This window comes from Streptomyces sp. NPDC020192, assembly GCF_044388685.1.
Taxonomy (GTDB): Bacteria; Actinomycetota; Actinomycetes; order Streptomycetales; family Streptomycetaceae; genus Streptomyces.
The window spans coordinates 1-17,194 of sequence record NZ_JBIRXG010000029.1; the positions used below are offsets into that span (position 1 = coordinate 1).

The following is a 17,194-nucleotide window of genomic DNA, read 5'->3' on the forward strand; positions in this document are numbered from 1 at the left end:
CCGCTGGAACAACTCCCACAACTCGTCCGGCACCAGCCGCTCAACGATTCCCACGCCAACAGGCTACCGAACACGCCAAATGAGATGACCTCTTAACTGTCATGAAATCGGCTGGAGTTGGGCCCACAGCTGGACAGCGCGCTGCTTCGGCAACGGTCGAGGTAGTGATCCCCACCCTGGCACCGATGAGTCAGATGGCTTCGATGGCCACGGCTGCCAAGTACGGAAGGAGCAGGAATGACCCCAGGGCTCGCGGTACGCGACCGGAGCGACGGGTCACGTGCTTTCGAAATTTCGAAGGTGCCGACGACTCAGTGGTGGTCGGTGGCCGCAGGCTGGGCTGTGCTGCTGCGCTCGACCAGGCTGGTGGCCAGGTCCACGCGCAGCGCGGACGGTGGGTTGCCGCGGGCAAGGTCGATCACCATGCGCGCGGCGACCTCGGCCATCTCGGTCAGCGGCTGGCGGACGGTGGTCAGGGGTGGGCCGACCCAGCGGGCGATGGGCAGGTCGTCGAAGCCGACGACGCTGAGATCCTCCGGGATGTGTAGGCCCAACTCCCGTGCGGCCTCGTAGAGGCCGAGCGCCTGCAGGTCGTTGCCGGTGAAGATCGCAGTGGGCCGGTCCTTGAGGCTGAGCAGCTCCAGGCCCACCTGGTAGCCGGTTTCGTGGTGGAAGTTGCCCTCGCGGATCAGTGCCGGATCGAAGGCGACGCCGGCCGTCTCCAGCGCGGCCCGATAGCCGTCAATACGGGCGCGGCTGCACATCATTCGCCGTGGTCCGGCGATCATGCCGATGCGCCGGTGGCCCAGGTCGAGCAGGTGGCGGGTGGCGGCAAGGCCGCCGTTCCAGTTGGTTGTCCCGACCGCCGGCATGTCCGGACCGGGGTCCCCTGCCGGGTCCATCACCACGAACGGGATGTCGCGACTGGTCAGCTGCGCCTGCTGGGCCTTGTCGAGCCCCGACAGCACCAGGACCACGCCCGTGGGGCGGCGGGCGAGCACCCCGTCGATCCAGGACTGCCCAAGGCTGAGCTGGCCCGAGGACTCTGACAGGACGACGCTCATTCCCTCCTCGCGGACGACGTTCTCGACCCCGCGGATGACCTCCATCGCCCAGGCGCTCTCGAACTCATGGAACACCAGTTCCAGCAATGGGCTGGACGTGGCGCTGTTGCTGCCTCGCCGCTGATAGCCGTACTGATGCAGCAGCTCCTCCACTCGCTTCCGGGTGGCGGAGGCGACGTCCTCGCGGCCGTTGAGGACTTTCGAAACAGTCGGTGTGGACACCCCCGCTTCGCGCGCGATTTCGGCGAGTGTTGCCGCTCTGGCCACGACCCCTCCTGTGCTGCCCCGGGTGTGCGAAGTACGAAGCCCTCGCGACTGACGGTACGGATGCTAGCTGGTCAGGGGCTCGCCCGTACGTCCCCGTCGAGACGGACCTGCCAACTCCTTGACGATGGTCGATGTTGCGCCTAGGTTTCCCGCATCATTCGGAACTTGCTTCGAAACTATCGACGGATGGCGAGCCATGGGTTCTCTTCGCATGACCGTTCGCAACGGTGCGACCCGGAACAGATTCGCCGCAGTAGCGGCAACGACCGCGCTGATGCTCGGTCTGACCACCGCGTGCGGGTCCAGCGGCGGCTCCAACTCCGGGACGATCCACGTCCTCGTCTACGGGGACGCCGCGAACAAGGTCGAGAAGCAGATCGTCGACACCTTCAACAAGACCTCGAAGATCAAGGCGGTGCTGGACACCATCCCGGGCGCCGACTACCAGCAAAAGCTCAACACGATCATCAACACCCCGCAGGCCCCGGACATCTTCTTCAACTGGGGCGGCGGCAGCATCGCGCCCTTCGCCAAGAAGAACCTCCTGCTCCCCCTGGACGACATGATCGCCAAGGACCCGGGGCTCAAGTCCAACTTCCTCCCCTCGGTGTTCAACACCGCGGTGGTCGACGGCAAGTCCTACGGTGTCCCGATGCGCGGAACGCAGCCCGTGCTGCTCTTCAACAACAAGAAGGTCCTGGCGAGCGCCGGCCTGAGCGTCCCGCGGACCTGGGACGACCTGATCAACGACGTCAAGGTGCTCAAGGCCAAGGGCCTGACTCCGATTGCGCTCGGCGGCGGCGACCAGTGGCCCAGTCTCATGTGGTTCGAGTACGTCTTCGACCGGGTCGCCGGACCGGACCTGTTCCAGAAGGCGCTCGCAGGTGACAAGAGCGCGTGGGCCGGCCCGGACAGCCAGAAGGCTCTGGGCATGCTGAAGCAGCTGATCGACGCCGGCGCATTCGGCAGCAACTTCGACTCGGTGAAGTTCACCGACGGCGGGTCCCCGGCGCTGCTGGCCAAGGGCAAGGCCGCCTTCGAGCTGATGGGCTCCTGGGAGTACTCCACGCAGCAGTCCAACAACCCCGACTTCGCCAAGAACGACCTCGGCTACAGCGCCTTCCCGACCGTCAGCGGCGGTAAGGGCGACCCGAAGGACGTCGTCGGCAACACCAACAACTTCTACTCCGTCGTGAAGAAGACCCGGCACCCCGACGCCGTGGCGGCCTTCCTCAAGCTCATGTACTCCGACGAGTTCGTGAAGGCCCAGCTCGGCATCGGCAACCTGCCGACCACCACCAACACCGCCAATTTCCTGTCCACCTCGGCCAGTCCTGACTACTCGAAGTTCCAGTACGACCTGGTCAAGGCGGCGCCGTCGTTCCAGCTGTCCTGGGACCAGGCCTACCCGCCGGCGGCGGCCACGCCGCTTCACACGGCCATTCAGAAGTTCTTCGACGGCAAGACCGACGCCAACGGCTTCATCCAGGCGATGCAGTCACTGTCCAACTCCTGAGTAGTAGGACCGATGAGCTCACTTTCTCTCGCAGCCATGTCCGGCCGCCGCCTCAAGGCGCGCCAGGCCGGCGTCGGGGTGACCCGACCGGGCTTCGCCTGGGCGGTACCCGCGACCCTCTTTTTCCTGCTGTTCGCGATCCTCCCGCTGGTGCTGGTCGCGGTGCTGTCCTTCACCAGCTGGGACGGTGTCACCTCGCCGCACTTCAACGGGCTGGCGAACTGGACCAAGCTGATCCACGACCCCGTGATGACCCAGAGCATCTGGCTCACCGTCGTGCTCACCGTGCTCGGGGTCGTGACGCAGACGCCCGTCAGCATCCTGCTGGGGGTCTGGGCGGCCGGACCCCAGCGCAACCGGGCCGTGCTGTCCGCGATCTTCTTCCTCCCCCTGCTGCTCTCGGCGACCGCGGTCTCGGTGCTGTGGCGCGCCGTGCTCGACCCCAACTTCGGCGTCCCGGGCCAGCTTCCCTGGCTGTTCGGCAACGGCAACCTGCTCGGCAGCCAGGCCGGTTCGATCGCGGTGCTGACCTTCGTCGGAATGTGGCAGTTCACCCCCCTGCACGCGCTGCTCTACCAAGGCGGCGCCCGCGCGGTTCCGCAGGTGCTCTACCAGGCCGCGGCGATCGACGGGGCCGGCACCGTGCGGCAGTTCTTCCACATCACCCTGCCGCAACTGCGCAACACCATGATCACATCGATGATCCTCATGGTCGTCGGCGGGCTCACCACCTTCGACACGGTGCTGATCCTCACCCAGGGCGGCCCCGGCACGGACACCACGGTCAGCGCCTACTACATGTACGAGCAGGGCTTCAAGGAATACGACTTCGGCGCCGGCTCGGCCATCGCGCTGGTCCTGGTCGTGGTCGCCACTCTCATCTCCCTGGCCGTGGTCCGGCTCTCCGGCTACGACAAGATGCGCAGCACGGCGGAGGGGGTCTGATGCGGCGGCGCCCCAACTACCTTGCCGGACTTGGCTCCCTGATATGGCTCGCTCTGATCGGTCTGCCGCTCTACGTGCTGCTGATGGCGACCCTGCGCACCACCTCCAACTACTCCAGCCAGGGCCCGCTGAGCTTTCCGTCGCAGCTGACCCTGAGCAACTACTTCAACGCGTTCTCCAACGGCTTCGGGCAGGACTTCCTCAACACCCTGATCGTCACCGTCAGCGTCGTCGGCATCGTTCTGGTGGTGGTTCCGCCGCTCGCCTACGCCATCGTGCGCGCCCAGGGCCGGACCATCACCGTCGTGTTCCGGGTCTTCCTGCTGGGACTCGCGGTCCCCGCGCAGGCGGTGATCGTGCCAATGTTCTACGTGATCAGCCAGGCCGGGCTCTATGACCACCTGATCGGCGTCATCCTGCCCACCGCCGCGTTCTCGCTGCCGGTGTGCACCCTGGTACTGACCGGGGCGATGCGCGACATCACCCCCGAGCTGTACGAAGCCATGGCGATGGACGGAGCCTCCCCGTGGCGGGTCTTCAGGCAGCTGGTCCTGCCGCTGTCGAAAGGCGGGCTCTCCTCCATCGTCGTCTTCTCGGCCCTGCAGGCCTGGAACGGCTTCCTCTTCCCGCTGATCCTCACCCAGTCGGACTCGACCAAGGTGATCACCCTCGGTCTGTACAACTTCCAGACCGAACACGGCGTCGACGTCCCCGGACTGCTCAGTGCCGTGGTGCTGTCCATGCTCCCCATCTTCATCGTCTACCTGTTCGCCCGCCGCGCCCTGGTCCAGGGGCTCATGGGGGTCGGAGGAAAGTGACCGGCAACATGAACCCCACCGCCGAGGTCGACGCCCCCGTGTGGCGGGACGTCTCGCTCGACCCCGCGACCAGGGCCAATGCCCTGATCGCGGCGATGACCCTGCGGGAGAAGACAGCGCAGCTGGTCGGCGTCTGGGTGGGCGCCTCCGACGAGGGCGGCGAGGTCGCCCCGCACCAGCACGAGATGGAGGAGCCGCCGGACCTGGACGACCTGCTGCCGCACGGTCTGGGCCAGCTGACCCGGCCCTTCGGCACCGTTCCCGTGGACGCCGCCGTCGGTGCGCTCTCGCTCGCCCGCTCCCAGCAGCGCATCGCCGCCGCCAACCGCTTCGGCATCCCGGCGATCGCCCACGAGGAGTGCCTGGCCGGGTTCGCGGCCTGGGGGGCGACCGCCTACCCGGTCCCGCTGGCCTGGGGAGCGACCTTCAACCCCGAGCTGGTGCGCACCATGGCCACCGCCATCGGGACCGACATGCGCGCCGTCGGCGTCCACCAGGGCCTCGCCCCCGTGCTCGACGTGGTGCGCGACGCCCGCTGGGGCCGCGTCGAGGAGACCATCGGCGAGGACCCGTACCTGGTCGGCACCATCGCCACCGCCTATGTGCAGGGCCTGGAGTCCGCCGGGATCGTCGCCACGCTCAAGCACTTCGCCGGCTACTCCGCCTCGCGGGCCGGCCGCAACCTCGCACCGGTCACCATGGGCGCCCGCGAGCGCGCCGACGTCATCCTTCCCCCGTTCGAGATGGCGCTGCGCGAGGGCCGACCACGCTCGGTCATGCACGCCTACACCGACACCGACGGCATCCCCTCGGCAGCCGACCAGGAACTGCTCACCGGTCTGCTACGGGACACCTGGGGCTTCGACGGGACGGTGGTGGCGGACTACTTCGGCATCGCCTTCCTCAAGCTCCTGCACGGCGTCGCCGGAAGCTGGGCCGAGGCGGCCGGGCTCGCCCTCGCCAGCGGCGTCGACGTCGAGCTGCCGACCGTCAAGACATTCGGACAGCCGCTGCTCGACGCGGTCGAGGCCGGCACCGTCCCCGAGGAACTGATCGATCGCGCCCTGCGCCGGGTCCTCATCCAGAAGGCACAGCTCGGCCTGCTCGACTCTGACTGGAACCCGGTTCCGCAGGCGCTCTGCGGAGCGAATCCGACCGATCCCGAGGCGCTGCGCGGCAGCGTCGACCTCGACCCCCCGGCCAACCGGCGGCTGGCACGCGAGCTGGCGGAACAGGCCGTCGTGCTGCTGCGCAACGACGGCACGCTGCCGCTCGGCCGCCCCCGCCGGGTCGCGCTGATCGGCCCCAACACCGACACCCCGACGGCCGTGCTGGGCTGCTACTCCTTCCCCGTGCACGTCGGCTCCCAACACCCCGAGGTCCCGACCGGCATCGCACTGCCCACGCTGCGCGAGACCTTGGCGGCCGAGTTCCCCGACGCCGAGATCCTCTCCGCGCCCGGTGCGACGGTCGACGGCGACAGCACGGCCGGCTTCGCCGAGGCGGTCGCGGCGGCCCGCATCGCCGACGTCGTGGTGCTCGCCCTCGGGGACCGCGCCGGCCTGTTCGGCCGCGGCACCAGCGGCGAGGGATGCGACGTCGAGTCGACACAACTTCCCGGCGTCCAGGAGCAGTTGCTCGACGCCCTGCTGGATGCTGGCACGCCCGTGGTGCTCGTCATGCTTGCGGGCCGCCCTTACACACTGGGGCGCGCCGAGACGGAGGCGGCGGCGATCCTGCAGTCCTTCTTCCCCGGGGAGGCGGGCACCGAGGCGATCGCCGGCGTGCTCAGCGGGCGGGTGAACCCCTCCGGACGGTTGCCCGTGAGTGTGCCGCGGCACAAGGGCGTCCAGCCCTCCACCTACCTGGCCGCGCGGCTGGCCCAGGACAGCGATGTGTCCAGCACCAGTACCAGCGCGGCCTACGGGTTCGGCCACGGGCTCTGCTACACGGAATTCGAGTGGTCCGCGCTCGACGTCAGCGTCGCGGAGACCAGCACCGACAGCAGCTTCCGGATCGCCTTCGAGGTCCGCAACACCGGCGAACGCCCAGGCTGCGAGGTGGTGCAGTTCTACCTGCACGACCCGGTGGCCTCCGTGGTCCAGCCGGTGCAGCGCCTCGTCGGCTACCGGCGCCTCCCGCTCGAAACCGGGGAAGTCTGCCGGGTCCTCCTGGAACTGCCCGCAGACCTGGCCTCCTTCACCGGCCGCGCAGGCCGTCGCATCGTCGAACCCGGCGAACTGGAGCTGCGGATCTCCGCCAGCAGCACCGACCACCGCATCACGGTCCCGCTGCACCTGACCGGCCCGGTCCGGGAGGTCGACCACACCCGCAGGCTGCACCCCGTCGTCACCGTCGAGCCCCGCTGACGCAACGAGAGGCCGCGCGTGTACACCGACCTGTGCTGGAGAACCTGCTCAGGGCACCGCCGGGTACGCCCACCTCAGATGGACACGCGCGGGCAAGGCGCGGGCTGGAGGGGGGCCGCCCCCTCCAGCCGCAGCGCTGTGACCAGCTTTCCGAACTGACGCGGACTCAACCCGGTGAAATGCGACCAGCAGTAACGGCACCTCTTGGACTCGCTCCACGGCGCCCGGCGGCCCGAAAGGAACACATCCTGTGCGTACGTACGACAACCCTGTGATCAGCGGTTTCCACCCCGATCCCAGCGTGTGCCGGGTCGGTGACGACTACTACCTGGTGTGCTCCAGCTTCGAGTACTTCCCCGGGCTGCCGCTCTTCCACAGCAAGGACCTCGTGCACTGGGAGCACATCGGCAACGTGCTCGACCGGCCCGAGCAACTGCCGCTGCCTCTGCCCGGCGCCAAGGCGTCCGGCGGCCTCTACGCCCCCACGATCCGCCACCACGACGGCCGTTACTGGGTCATCAACACCAATGTCGACGGCGGCGGCAACTTCGTCGTCTCGGCCGAGCGACCCGAGGGGCCGTGGAGCCACCCGGTGTGGATCGACCTGACCGGGATCGACCCCGATCTGGCCTGGGAGGAGGACGGCACCTGCTGGTGCGCCTTCTCCGGGCCCGAAGGCGGCATCAACATGGCCAGGATCGATCCGGTCAAGGGGGAGGTGCTGGAGGGGCCGTTCGCCACGTGGTCGGGCAGCGGCCTCAAGTACCCTGAGGCGCCGCATCTCTACCGCATCGGCGACTGGTGGTACCTGCTGATCGCGGAAGGCGGCACCGAACGCGGCCACAGCGTGTCCATCGCCCGCGGCCGCTCGCCGCGCGGCCCCTGGGAAGGCGCACCCGCCAACCCCCTGCTGTCCCACAGCGGTACCGCCCGCTCCATCCAGAACACCGGCCACGCCGACCTGGTGCAGGCTGCCGACGGCAGTTGGTGGATGGTGCTGCTCGGCGTCCGGCCCCGCGGCTTCACACCCGACGTGCACGTGCTCGGCCGTGAGACGTTCCTGGCCCCCGTCGAGTGGGACAAGGACGGCTGGCCCGTCGTCGCGCCCGTTCCCGAGAGTCACGTGACCCCGGGCGGTGCCTGGCACCCCGTTCCACCCCTGCCCGCCCGCGACGACTTCGACGAGTCCGCCCTCGCGCCTCACTGGGTCTCGCCATTCACCCGCCCAGAGGGCTCCTGGTCGCTCACCGAGCGCCCTGGCTGGCTGTCCCTCAGAGCCACCGGCGCCACCCTCGACCGCCCCGGGTACACCTTCATCGGACGCCGCCAGCAACACCACGACTGCCGCGTCACCGCTGCGATCGACCCGGGTACGGGACGCGGCGGCCTCAGCGTGCGCCTGGACGAAGCCCACCACTACGAACTGGAGGTCGGAAACGGAGAGGCCAGCGTCGTCGCCCGCATCGGTCCGCTGCGCCAGACCGTGGCCAGCCGGCCGGTCCCGTCCGGGCCGCTGACCCTCACCGTCGCGATCCGCACGTCCGACCTTGTACCCGCCTCGCCCGAACTCACCGATGGCGGGATCACCGGCCCCGACACCGTCGCCTTCTGGCTCGGCGATCCCGACGCCCCGGACGCCCAGCCACTCGTCGAACTGGACGGGCGCTACCTGTCCACCGAGGTCGCCGGCGGCTTCACCGGCCGCGTTATCGGCATGTACGCCACCGAGGGCACGGTCGCCTTCGACTGGTACGAGTACACCCCGGCCTCGGCGCCCTCCGCTTGACGCTCGGCCTTCGGCCGCGTGCGACACCTGCGTCCGTGCGGGCGCCGCACGCGACATGCCGCGAGACCGCCCGTCGAACGGAGTGGCCGACGTACTCCGCGAGCGCACCGTCGGACGGCCTCGCCACGCTCACCATCCCTGCTTCCTGCCGTCGACCTCGAACAGCCGGCCGAAGGCTCGGCCAGGCTCCCGCGCTCCTCCAGCCGCTTCAGCTTTGTGCGCATCCCCTCGACGTGCCGCGGCTCGGTCCCCAGATGGCCCGCCAGCATGACGAGCACCACAGGTGTGCCTGCGTCCAGCAGGGTGTCGAGCAACTGCTGCTGCACGCCGGGAAGTTGTGTCGACTCGACGTCGCTTCCCTCGCCGCTGGTGCCGCGGCCGAACAGGCCGGCGCGGTCCCCGAGGGCGAGCACCACGACGTCGGCGATGCGGGCCGCCGCGACCGCCTCGGCGAAGCCGGCCGTGCTGTCGCCGTCGACCGTCGCACCGGGCGCGGAGAGGATCTCGGCGTCGGGAAACTCGGCCGCCAAGGTCTCGCGCAGCGTGGGCAGTGCGATGCCGGTCGGGACCTCGGGGTGTTGCGAGCCGACGTGAGCTCCACCCTGACAAGCCCGCACCGGTGCACAGCACAGGTGACAACAGCCGCCTCAAGTGCCCCACCCATTGCGGCTCGTGGCATAAGCATACGAGAGTCACGTACACCCCATAGGGGAACACGCGCGATGACGCACCGCGCCCGCGAGAGCCGTCGCTGCCACGCGCCCGTGTTCCTGTGTGGCCGCGCCTGTCGCGTGACGCCCATCCGAACCCGTCTACCAGGTGACCGCCGAGATGATCGCTTCATGGGCTGAGTGCCGTAGCCCTGCTTGTGGCCCTCATTGACCAGCGTGCGGTCACGCAGAAAGGCCAGCTCGCGTGGGCTGGCCGAGCCTGCCGACACCGCCTGCTGCATCAACTGGAGGGCACGACGCTGAACGTCGGGCTGCCGGTCGGCGTGCTGAGCGATCAGCCATGCCGCGCGTGCGGCCTCCTCGCCGACCAGTTCCGCCGTCGGCCAGCCGAATTCCTCCATGATCTCGTCAAGCCGGTCACCGTGCCGGGCGGTCAGCCGCCGCCACGCCAGCTGCTCGGCGGGGTCATCGCTGTTCGCGCGGGCTGCGGACTGGTGATCGACCGCAGCCATGTCCGTGAGTTCCACCGCCAGCGCGGCAACGTCGTGCGCCACTCTCAACTCCCAGGTCAGATCCGTGCTTTGTGCCCGCCCGCAAGCCTAGAGGTGCAAAACGGATGTAAAGATCATTCCGGAGAACGGTGACAGACGCCTCCCCGCACCGGGATAATGGATCTACTCCCGGAGCCAGAGCCGGATCGCTGCGACGGTGACGGTGCCCTGGAAGACATAGGCACGCTTGTCGAACCTCGTGGCCACGGCCCGGAAGTTCTTAAGGGCGTTGATCGTCCGCTCGACTTCGTTCCAGATCCCAGACCGGGACCGGAAAGTCAGCTGGACCCAGTCCCACCACCCTTAGCCGCTCTGCCCGTGGCCCAGCGCAACGCCCCGACCACGGGCCCGACCACAGCAGGTCACGGCAATCGCGCAGCCACCGGCCGCGCATGTCCGGCCAGCCGTGGCCAGTTCGCCGTTCTCGCGTGACGACCCGCCCGGTATGTGGAACCGTCTGGGGATTCCTGAGTCGGGAGTGAGTCATTCCGAGGGCTCTGGCAGCCTTGCGCGGACCCTCCTGTATGTTCTTTCGGGCTCGCGGAGGGTGAGTTCCCTGGGGCTGAAGAGGTCGATCGTGGCTGATGAACGGCTTGATGCCGAGTGGGTCCGGGCTTGGTGCGAGCAAGCGGGTGTGGCACTCACTGAACTGATGCAGTCGTTCCAGGCGCGACACGGTTTCCCGCCCGGCAGGAACGCGGTCGCGCTCGCAACGGAGGAGAGTCATAAGGCGACGGACGCGCTCGTGGAACTGACGCCGATTCCCTCGGACCTGACCACGATGTACTGGGTGATCGACGAGGTCTCCCTGCCCGATGTGGACAACGGCTACTTCATCCATCCGTCCTCAACGGTGGCAGGCCACTTCCGCGAGTACGGGGCGCTGCAGATCGACGGGGAAGAGCCTGCCCTGGTGTTCGCCAGCGACGGCGGCGGCCGTCTGTTCGCACTGGCAGGATCCGGGCGGGTCTGGAGGTCCACCACCGCCTCCTGGTTCGATCAGTTCGACCTTGCCGCCGCAAGCCTCCAAGAGTTCCTCGAAGGGCTGGCACAACGGATCAGCGATCAGCTCTGACCGGCCGCCAAAGCCGATGGCCGAGGCGGCAGAATGCGGGGGTGACGAATCTGACCGAGATGAGTGAGCGCGAGTACTTCGCCCAATTCGCCAAGCGGACCGGCATGTTCATCGGCCGGACGACGCTTGGCGGAGCGACCGCCTTCATGGTGGGTTATGACCAAGCTGCCCGCCGGCATGGCGGGCCCGGCCTGGATGGTTGGCGCGAGTGGCTGATGGCGAACCACCAGGTCAGCGACAATCTCGTCTGGGAGGCCCAGATTCGGCAGATTGCCCTTCCGGATTGGCCGGGCGGGTGGGACCTCATGCCCGAACAGGAAGTGCACGTTCTCAAGGTGCTCTTCGAGTTGCTCGACAAGTTCCTTGCCGAACGGGAGGGATCCGCTTCACAGGTTTGACGTATCACTCTCCACCACGCGGGCGACGTAGCCGCTGTAGGTGCGGCCCGCCAGGTCTGACCAACGGACTGCGGTACTCGGGGTGATGCCGAGAGCCTGTGCAAGGAGGGGGGCTTCGATGTGTGCGGCCAGATGAAGCAAGGCCCGTGACCGTGCCGGTCCGGGGTGGAGCCCGAGCCGGCGCAGGCGAACCACGGCTCGGGGGTCTGAGTGGCTGGCCCGCCTTCATGCCGGGAAAGAGACAAGAGCCCGTCACGATGGCCACTCCCGCGCATGGCAGGCGACCTTGCTGCAAGTATCGGACGACGAGTTGGTCGCGTAGCGGTGGTAGGCGAAGCTCGGTCACTCCCAGCCGCAGGTCGACATCGACGCCGCCGTCTCCGTTGCCGGTGATCCGGATGTCGCCGGTGCAGATCATCAGTGTTTTCGTCAGCGGGATGGCGTAGGTCAGGATGATTGCGCCCATGACGCGGTCCGCCAGGTCGAGGCTGTCGTCGTGGAGCAGACGCCGAAGTAGTTGCCACCGCTCGTCGGGGGTGATGGCAGGCTTGGGCTGGTCACTGCGCTGTTTGCGGCAGGTGAGTTTGCGGCTCTTGCGGGTCCGTGTCGTCCACCGGAGGAACGGTTCGACGGCGCCGAGGAGTTGCGGGTGCCGTACTCGCGGAGGAGGAGCCGACGGTCGGTTACTGCGACATCGCCGAGATGGGAGGCCAACCAACTCTCGAAATCTGCAGCGTAGTTGTTGCGTGGCGGCAAGCATCCAGTGGCGACGAGCTGGCTGCGAAAGGTCTCGGTGGTACGGCTCCCCGGGAGGGTATCGAGAGCGGCATGGTCGGTTCGGGATCGTGCCGGTGCCCATGCCGATCAGCAACTCCGGGTTCGTGCGCAGCCACTTCAGTGAACTCAGCGGCCGAGGTCCGTTGAGCAGTGCTTCGCGCGGTGGGGCCAGTGTGCGTCGGGCATGGGCGTCCGGGGTCAGGTGGTCGGAGACCCGGCGAGTGCACATTGGTCGCAGCGGCCGTAGGTGTAGCACGGGTGCGTTGTGCCGCAGTGGTGGCAGCCGTAGTCACGCTTCCAACCGACAGGTCGCTTCAGGTCACCTGCGCGCACGGTAGGTGCGTGTTCGCCGTCGCGGGTGAAAGGCGGGTGCGTGTTGACGTGTTGGGCGCGGTGGCAGGGCCAGCAGATCGCCGTGCGGTCGACGACGGCGAACGGCATGTCGGTCCGGTCGCAGGCGCCGCAGGGCCGAGGCCTGCGGGGGATGCAGACGGCGCAGGCCGGGGTGTCTGCCTTTTTCCCGGTCGGGCAGCGGCGTTCGCGACCGCAGACGACGCAGGTCGTTCGGGGGCCCAGCCAGCAGTTATCGCGCAGGTCCGGCTCCCCGTCTTTGGCGATCACCTTGATGCGGCCGCCGGTTTTCAGGCAGCTTCCGCAGCGGCGACCTCGCGGTCGGTAGCAGAGTTCACAGAGGGAGGGAGAGCCGTCGCCCGTGGGGACCAGCAGTGTTTCGACGTTGCAGTTCGCGCAAGCCCCGGCATGGTCCCTCCAGCAGAAGCCGCAGACGAGTGGGACGCGCTGCCGGGTGCCGTAGAGGGCGCCGGTCTTGCCGCAAGCGGTACACGGTCCGATCGGCTTGGATTGGCACTTGCTGCACGCGGGCAGCGAGGCGTTGTCCATCCGGAAGTGGCGCCGGACTGGGGCTGACCGGCCGCAGAAGCTGCAACGTCGGCTCGGTGCAACGTATCCGCTGGCGATCACCGGCGCCTCCGGGTCGGCCCGAGGTCGGCCTTCACCGGCGCGAAGGAGTCGGGCAGCTCTGCCACCGGCGGCTCATCGGACGGGGCCGGGCGGCGGCGCTTGGGTTCGCCGGCCACGGTCTGCAGCGGCTGCTGGGCGCTGGACGACGGAAAAGTAGATCTCGACCTGGTTCAGCCAGGAGGCGTGCACGGGTGTGTGGACCATGACTGCGTTCGGGAACGCCGCAGCCAGCCGGTCGGCTGCCTTCTTGCCGCGGTGGGAGGAGCCGATGTCGACGATCCAGAACACGCGCTTCGCGCTGGCGTAGGGCTCGGTGCTCATGACCTGGGCGACCTGGTTCATGAACGGGTCGATGCCGGTGGTGGGCTCGGTGCGGCCGAACACCTGCGCGGCGTGGACGTCGTAGGCGGCCAGGTAGGCCAGGCCGCCGCCGCGTCCGTAGGTGTGGTTGACGCGCATCGCTCTGGCCTGCCCGGGGGCGAGGGTGGGGTGGCAGCGGCAGCGGGCCTGGATGGAGGTCTTCTCATCGGCGCTGATGACGTACTCGTCAGGGTCGAGCGGTTTGCCTTGCCAGGTGCGGGTGTACAGGTCCAGCACGCGCTGGGCCTTGGGGCGGAAGTCGGGATCGGTGATGAAGATCCAGGATCGGTGCTGCCAGGGCTTGAGCGCGTCCTGGTCCAGCCAGCGGCGCACGGTGGAGGCCATCGAACGCGGCGATGCCCCGCTCGATGGCCTCCCGGGCCAGGTCCGGGGCTGACCACCGCGCCAGCGGCACCCCGGTCTCGGCGGGCAGCCGGCAGGCCAGGGCCTTAACCTGGGCGGCCTGCAAGGGACTGAAGGCGGGTGGGCCGCCGGTGCGCTTGCGGTCGGCCAGGCCCGGCAGGCCCTGTTGGGCGAACCGGTCCCGCCAGGTCCGGACAGTGTCCAGGTGCAGCCCCGTCTCGCGGGCGATGCGCGCGTTGGAGCGTCCACGCGCGGCGTGCAGTACCACCTGCGCGCGCATCCGCATCCGATGCTCGGTCTTGTGGCCGTAGGCCATCTTCTTCAGCCGCTCGCGTTCGGCCGGGGTCGGGGCTATCGGGCGGGCAACCGCAACTGGCAAGGCAGGCAGGCCGATCAGGAGAAGCGGATCATGACGGGCCGTAGCCTGCCGCACCAGGTTGGAGCATGCCGTTTCCTGCTGGGGGCGTCTCGTGGGCTCACGCCCGCGCCAAGCAGCGCTCAGCGCGTCGGACGGTAGGTCGCGATGATCACTCCGCTGCTGGTCGGCCGAGCGCTCACCAGATGCAACTTCTTCAGGGTGGCGTCGTCGGCGAACAGCTTCTTGCGGCCCTCGCCGGCGACCACCGGGTGGATCAGCAGTACCAGTTCGTCCAGCAGGTCCTGCTCCAGCAGCGAGCGCACCAGCGTCGGGCTGCCTGCGACAGTGATGTCCTTGCCGCTGCCCGCCTTGAGTTCCTCGATCGCGGCCGCCAGATCGCCTTTGATGAGCGTGCTGTTCGCCCAGTCCTCGACGCTGTCCAGCGTGGAGGAGACGACGTACTTGGGCGAGTCGTTGATCCACTTGGCGAAGCCGGCGTCCTCGCCATTGGTCACCGTCGGCCAGTACCCGGCCCACTCGGTGAAGGTCACCCGGCCCAGCAGAATCGTGTCGGCCGTCTCCAGCGTCTCTTCCAGCGCCGCGCCCATCTCTTCGTCGAAAGCGAACTGCCACTCGTTCGGCGACTGGGCGACACCGTCGAGCGAGACGAACAGGCCCGAAACGACCTTGCGCATGATTCCTCCGTGATGAGTGCATGGTTGTCTGCTCGGTCCCGGCCGGGACGGCCCTCTGGCCGGGGCAAGCCGACCCCGTCGGCCGCGTCAGGAAGACTATGCGGGCACCGAGGCTGAGGTCTTGTACAGAAGCGACAAGGGCTCCGCCCCCTCCGGAGCGCTCAGCTGGGTGGCGGTCCGGCCGATATAACGGGTCAAGGACCGCGCCAGGTGCGGCTGGTCGAAGTAGCCCAGCCGGTGCACCACTTCCTGGGCCGACGCACCCTCCTGGATCAGTACCGCCGCCTCGCGGGCGCGGTGGATCTGCCGGATGGCGCCCCGGGTGAGGCCCGTCGCCGCGACGAAGCGCCGCTGGAGGGTGCGCTCGGAGACGTCGGAGGTGGCGCCGTCGAGCACGGCAGGCACGATCGGATCGCAGTCCACGATGCCCTCACGCACCATGCGCCGTACGAACGCCTCCGCGTTGTCGTAATCGGGCGGGTGCCAAGCGGAGCCCTTCAGCCAGACGGAACGCCGCGTCACGCCAGGTATCTCCGCGCTACCTCCCACGAGCCGGCTGATCGGTATGTGCGGCATCGAGGTGCCGAGGGCAAAGCTGATGCCGAAGAACGTAGCGTCCTCGGGGACGGGGGCCAGGCAGGCCTTGGGCTCCGGGCCCAGTACGGCCGCCCGGACCTGACCGTGGTGCTCCCAGAAGACGAGCTCCCAGTGCGATGTCGCGATCGACGTCATCCGGCCCACGTCGTCGCTGCGGCTGCGCCACACCCGCTCGATGTACGGGAGTTCCGACGGCCGGCTCTCGATCTCCAGACCCAACCGGATCATCCCCCGCTCACCGCTGCCTGAGCCGCCAGTCTGTCACGTCGTCCGGACGGCCAGAGCGCGTGCGAGATCCTCGGGGAGGATGCGGGCGCGGCTCGGCCTGAACGCGGGCACTGGCCCGATGCCCGAAGGGCGCGTGTGGAAGCCCAGCCACATCGGGGAAGTTCACCACCTCCGACCTGGACGATCTGCTGGCCAGGCTCGACCAGCACGCCGCCGATCGTCAGGAAGGATCCTCGTTCGGCCTCGCCGCATGATCAACCCCCGAAGGACTTCAGGAGCCGACCACTAAGGGTGGAGGCGGAGCAGGTGTTCGCCCTGGCGCACGCGGTGGTCGCCCGCTGGATGTTCGGCCGCGCAGGATTCGAACTCCTCCGCAAACGAGTCCTGCTGGCGCAACTGAGCGTCACTGGGACCACAGGAGGTGGACCAGAGCCCCGCGAAAGTGACACAGCCGCAAAGGACGCGCCGCCCGGAGCAACGTTGCCCCGGGCGGCGGGTGAGCCCTAGATGATCGATTCCAAGGGCTGTTGGGCTTCCAGTGGACGACGATGACTGGCTCGGTGCGTTGCGGTGGGGTCGGACACCTACCGCATGGAGCTGTCGTCGCGGCTACGTGAGTCGTTCGTGGGGGACGCGTCGGCGAGGAAGCCATCGACGATCGTGTTGAACACCTTGGCAGCCGTCATCGGCATCCCGTGTCCGGTATGGGGAACGACGACGAGGTACGCACGTGGGATGGCGTCGACCAGGAGTTGCGCGTTCGGCAGGCACTCCTTGTCGCGCGCGCCGCACAGGATGAGCGTCGGGGCGGCGATACGAGGAAGGAGATCGGCGATGTCGGCCTCCTCCGCTGCGTTGACCATGGCCAGGAGGGTCGGGCGGTCGTGGAGATCGGAGACGGCTTTCATGTACCACCAGCCGGGGCGGGAGCGATAGAAGCGGATGGCACGTCGACCGCGCTCGGCTGGGCGCATCGAGGCGCCTTGCAGGATCAGGCGGCTGACACTCGCGGGGTGGTCGGCGGCGACCTGCGCGGCGACAAGGGCTCCCAATGACATGCCGCACAGGTGGACCGGTTGGGACTTGCCGATCAGGTCGGCGACCGCGTCGGCGCACGCATGGAGGGAGAACGGTCCCGGGGACCTGCCGAAGCCGGGCAGGTCCGGGGCGATGACGTGATACTGCTCGGACAGGCCGGACAGCTGCTTCTTCCACATGCGGGACGCCGCGCCACCGCCGTGGAGGAGGATCAGAGCCGGGTTCGAGGGATCGCCGGCTGTCTGGGCGTACAGAGTCCCTGCCATGGGTTCAGTCTGCCAGCGCGGCGAGCGTGCGTGTTTGATGACAGGTTGTGAACTCTGACATTCAGATGATC

12 protein-coding genes and 4 pseudogenes are annotated in these 17,194 nt (G+C 68.4%); 7 read left to right on the plus strand and 9 right to left on the minus strand.

Going from position 1 to position 17,194, the window contains the following annotated elements; all coding sequences use genetic code 11:
• Window positions 1-311: 311 nt before the first annotated feature.
• Complete coding sequence (locus ACH47Z_RS37810) at window positions 312-1,331, minus strand: LacI family DNA-binding transcriptional regulator (protein ID WP_399082102.1); 1,020 nt, start codon at window positions 1,329-1,331, stop codon at window positions 312-314.
• A 211-nt stretch (window positions 1,332-1,542) separates the two neighbouring features.
• Here ACH47Z_RS37810 and ACH47Z_RS37815 point away from each other — a divergent pair, with 211 nt between their 5' ends.
• The 5 genes from ACH47Z_RS37815 to ACH47Z_RS37835 all read left to right on the plus strand — a co-directional run bounded on the left by ACH47Z_RS37815 (window position 1,543) and on the right by ACH47Z_RS37835 (window position 8,765).
• Window positions 1,543-2,847: an ABC transporter substrate-binding protein gene (locus ACH47Z_RS37815; RefSeq protein ID WP_399082105.1), complete on the plus strand. Its 1,305-nt coding sequence runs from the start codon at window positions 1,543-1,545 to the stop codon at window positions 2,845-2,847.
• A gap of 36 nt (window positions 2,848-2,883) precedes the next feature.
• Window positions 2,884-3,792, plus strand: coding sequence for a carbohydrate ABC transporter permease (locus tag ACH47Z_RS37820; RefSeq protein ID WP_399082257.1), 909 nt, complete (start codon window positions 2,884-2,886; stop codon window positions 3,790-3,792).
• Window positions 3,792-4,610: a carbohydrate ABC transporter permease gene (locus tag ACH47Z_RS37825; RefSeq protein WP_399082108.1), complete on the plus strand. Its 819-nt coding sequence runs from the start codon at window positions 3,792-3,794 to the stop codon at window positions 4,608-4,610. The genes ACH47Z_RS37820 and ACH47Z_RS37825 overlap by 1 nt, the downstream gene beginning before the upstream one ends.
• Before the next feature lie 8 nt (window positions 4,611-4,618).
• A complete protein-coding gene (locus ACH47Z_RS37830; protein ID WP_399082111.1) occupies window positions 4,619-6,979 on the plus strand; it encodes a beta-glucosidase in 2,361 nt (786 codons plus the stop codon).
• Between the two features lie 250 nt (window positions 6,980-7,229).
• Complete coding sequence (locus ACH47Z_RS37835) at window positions 7,230-8,765, plus strand: glycoside hydrolase family 43 protein (protein ID WP_399082114.1); 1,536 nt, start codon at window positions 7,230-7,232, stop codon at window positions 8,763-8,765.
• A 257-nt stretch (window positions 8,766-9,022) separates the two neighbouring features.
• Here ACH47Z_RS37835 and ACH47Z_RS37840 read toward each other — a convergent pair.
• The 3 pseudogenes from ACH47Z_RS37840 to ACH47Z_RS37850 all read right to left on the minus strand — a co-directional run.
• Window positions 9,023-9,358 (minus strand): annotated as a pseudogene (locus tag ACH47Z_RS37840) (glycoside hydrolase family 3 C-terminal domain-containing protein); the annotation flags it as partial.
• A gap of 254 nt (window positions 9,359-9,612) precedes the next feature.
• Window positions 9,613-9,990 (minus strand): annotated as a pseudogene (locus tag ACH47Z_RS37845) (DUF6624 domain-containing protein); the annotation flags it as partial.
• Between the two features lie 120 nt (window positions 9,991-10,110).
• Window positions 10,111-10,239: pseudogene (locus ACH47Z_RS37850) on the minus strand (IS5/IS1182 family transposase); the annotation flags it as partial.
• A gap of 325 nt (window positions 10,240-10,564) precedes the next feature.
• Between ACH47Z_RS37850 and ACH47Z_RS37855 the strand changes: the two are divergent.
• On the plus strand, window positions 10,565-11,062 hold the full coding sequence (locus ACH47Z_RS37855; RefSeq protein ID WP_399082117.1) for a hypothetical protein: 498 nt from the start codon (window positions 10,565-10,567) through the stop codon (window positions 11,060-11,062).
• A gap of 41 nt (window positions 11,063-11,103) precedes the next feature.
• Window positions 11,104-11,460: a hypothetical protein gene (locus tag ACH47Z_RS37860; RefSeq protein ID WP_399082120.1), complete on the plus strand. Its 357-nt coding sequence runs from the start codon at window positions 11,104-11,106 to the stop codon at window positions 11,458-11,460.
• Between the two features lie 1,830 nt (window positions 11,461-13,290).
• Here ACH47Z_RS37860 and ACH47Z_RS37865 read toward each other — a convergent pair.
• The 5 genes and pseudogenes from ACH47Z_RS37865 to ACH47Z_RS37885 form a co-directional block, all read right to left on the minus strand.
• Window positions 13,291-13,923, minus strand: coding sequence for a transposase (locus ACH47Z_RS37865; protein ID WP_399082123.1), 633 nt, complete (start codon window positions 13,921-13,923; stop codon window positions 13,291-13,293).
• 76 nt (window positions 13,924-13,999) lie between these two features.
• A pseudogene (locus ACH47Z_RS37870) lies at window positions 14,000-14,257 on the minus strand (helix-turn-helix domain-containing protein); the annotation flags it as partial.
• Between the two features lie 182 nt (window positions 14,258-14,439).
• Window positions 14,440-14,994 carry a dihydrofolate reductase family protein gene (locus ACH47Z_RS37875; RefSeq protein WP_399082126.1) on the minus strand — a complete coding sequence of 185 codons (555 nt, stop codon included), beginning with the start codon at window positions 14,992-14,994 and terminating at the stop codon, window positions 14,440-14,442.
• A 96-nt stretch (window positions 14,995-15,090) separates the two neighbouring features.
• On the minus strand, window positions 15,091-15,819 hold the full coding sequence (locus ACH47Z_RS37880; protein ID WP_399082129.1) for a helix-turn-helix domain-containing protein: 729 nt from the start codon (window positions 15,817-15,819) through the stop codon (window positions 15,091-15,093).
• Between the two features lie 584 nt (window positions 15,820-16,403).
• Entirely contained in the window at window positions 16,404-17,123 is a 720-nt protein-coding gene (locus ACH47Z_RS37885; RefSeq protein ID WP_399082132.1) for an alpha/beta fold hydrolase, read from the minus strand.
• Between the last annotated feature and the right edge of the window lie 71 nt (window positions 17,124-17,194).

What these genes read in the sequence shown, in the direction of transcription:
- ACH47Z_RS37815 (WP_399082105.1), top strand. Translation starts at nt 1,543, where the DNA reads ATGACCGTTCGCAACGGTGCGACCCGGAACAGATTCGCCGCAGTAGCG.
- ACH47Z_RS37820 (WP_399082257.1), top strand. Translation starts at nt 2,884, where the DNA reads ATGTCCGGCCGCCGCCTCAAGGCGCGCCAGGCCGGCGTCGGGGTGACC.
- ACH47Z_RS37825 (WP_399082108.1), top strand. Translation starts at nt 3,792, where the DNA reads ATGCGGCGGCGCCCCAACTACCTTGCCGGACTTGGCTCCCTGATATGG.
- ACH47Z_RS37830 (WP_399082111.1), top strand. Translation starts at nt 4,619, where the DNA reads ATGAACCCCACCGCCGAGGTCGACGCCCCCGTGTGGCGGGACGTCTCG.
- ACH47Z_RS37865 (WP_399082123.1), bottom strand. Translation starts at nt 13,923, where the DNA reads ATGGCCTCCACCGTGCGCCGCTGGCTGGACCAGGACGCGCTCAAGCCC.
- ACH47Z_RS37875 (WP_399082126.1), bottom strand. Translation starts at nt 14,994, where the DNA reads ATGCGCAAGGTCGTTTCGGGCCTGTTCGTCTCGCTCGACGGTGTCGCC.
- ACH47Z_RS37880 (WP_399082129.1), bottom strand. Translation starts at nt 15,819, where the DNA reads ATGATCCGGTTGGGTCTGGAGATCGAGAGCCGGCCGTCGGAACTCCCG.
- ACH47Z_RS37885 (WP_399082132.1), bottom strand. Translation starts at nt 17,123, where the DNA reads ATGGCAGGGACTCTGTACGCCCAGACAGCCGGCGATCCCTCGAACCCG.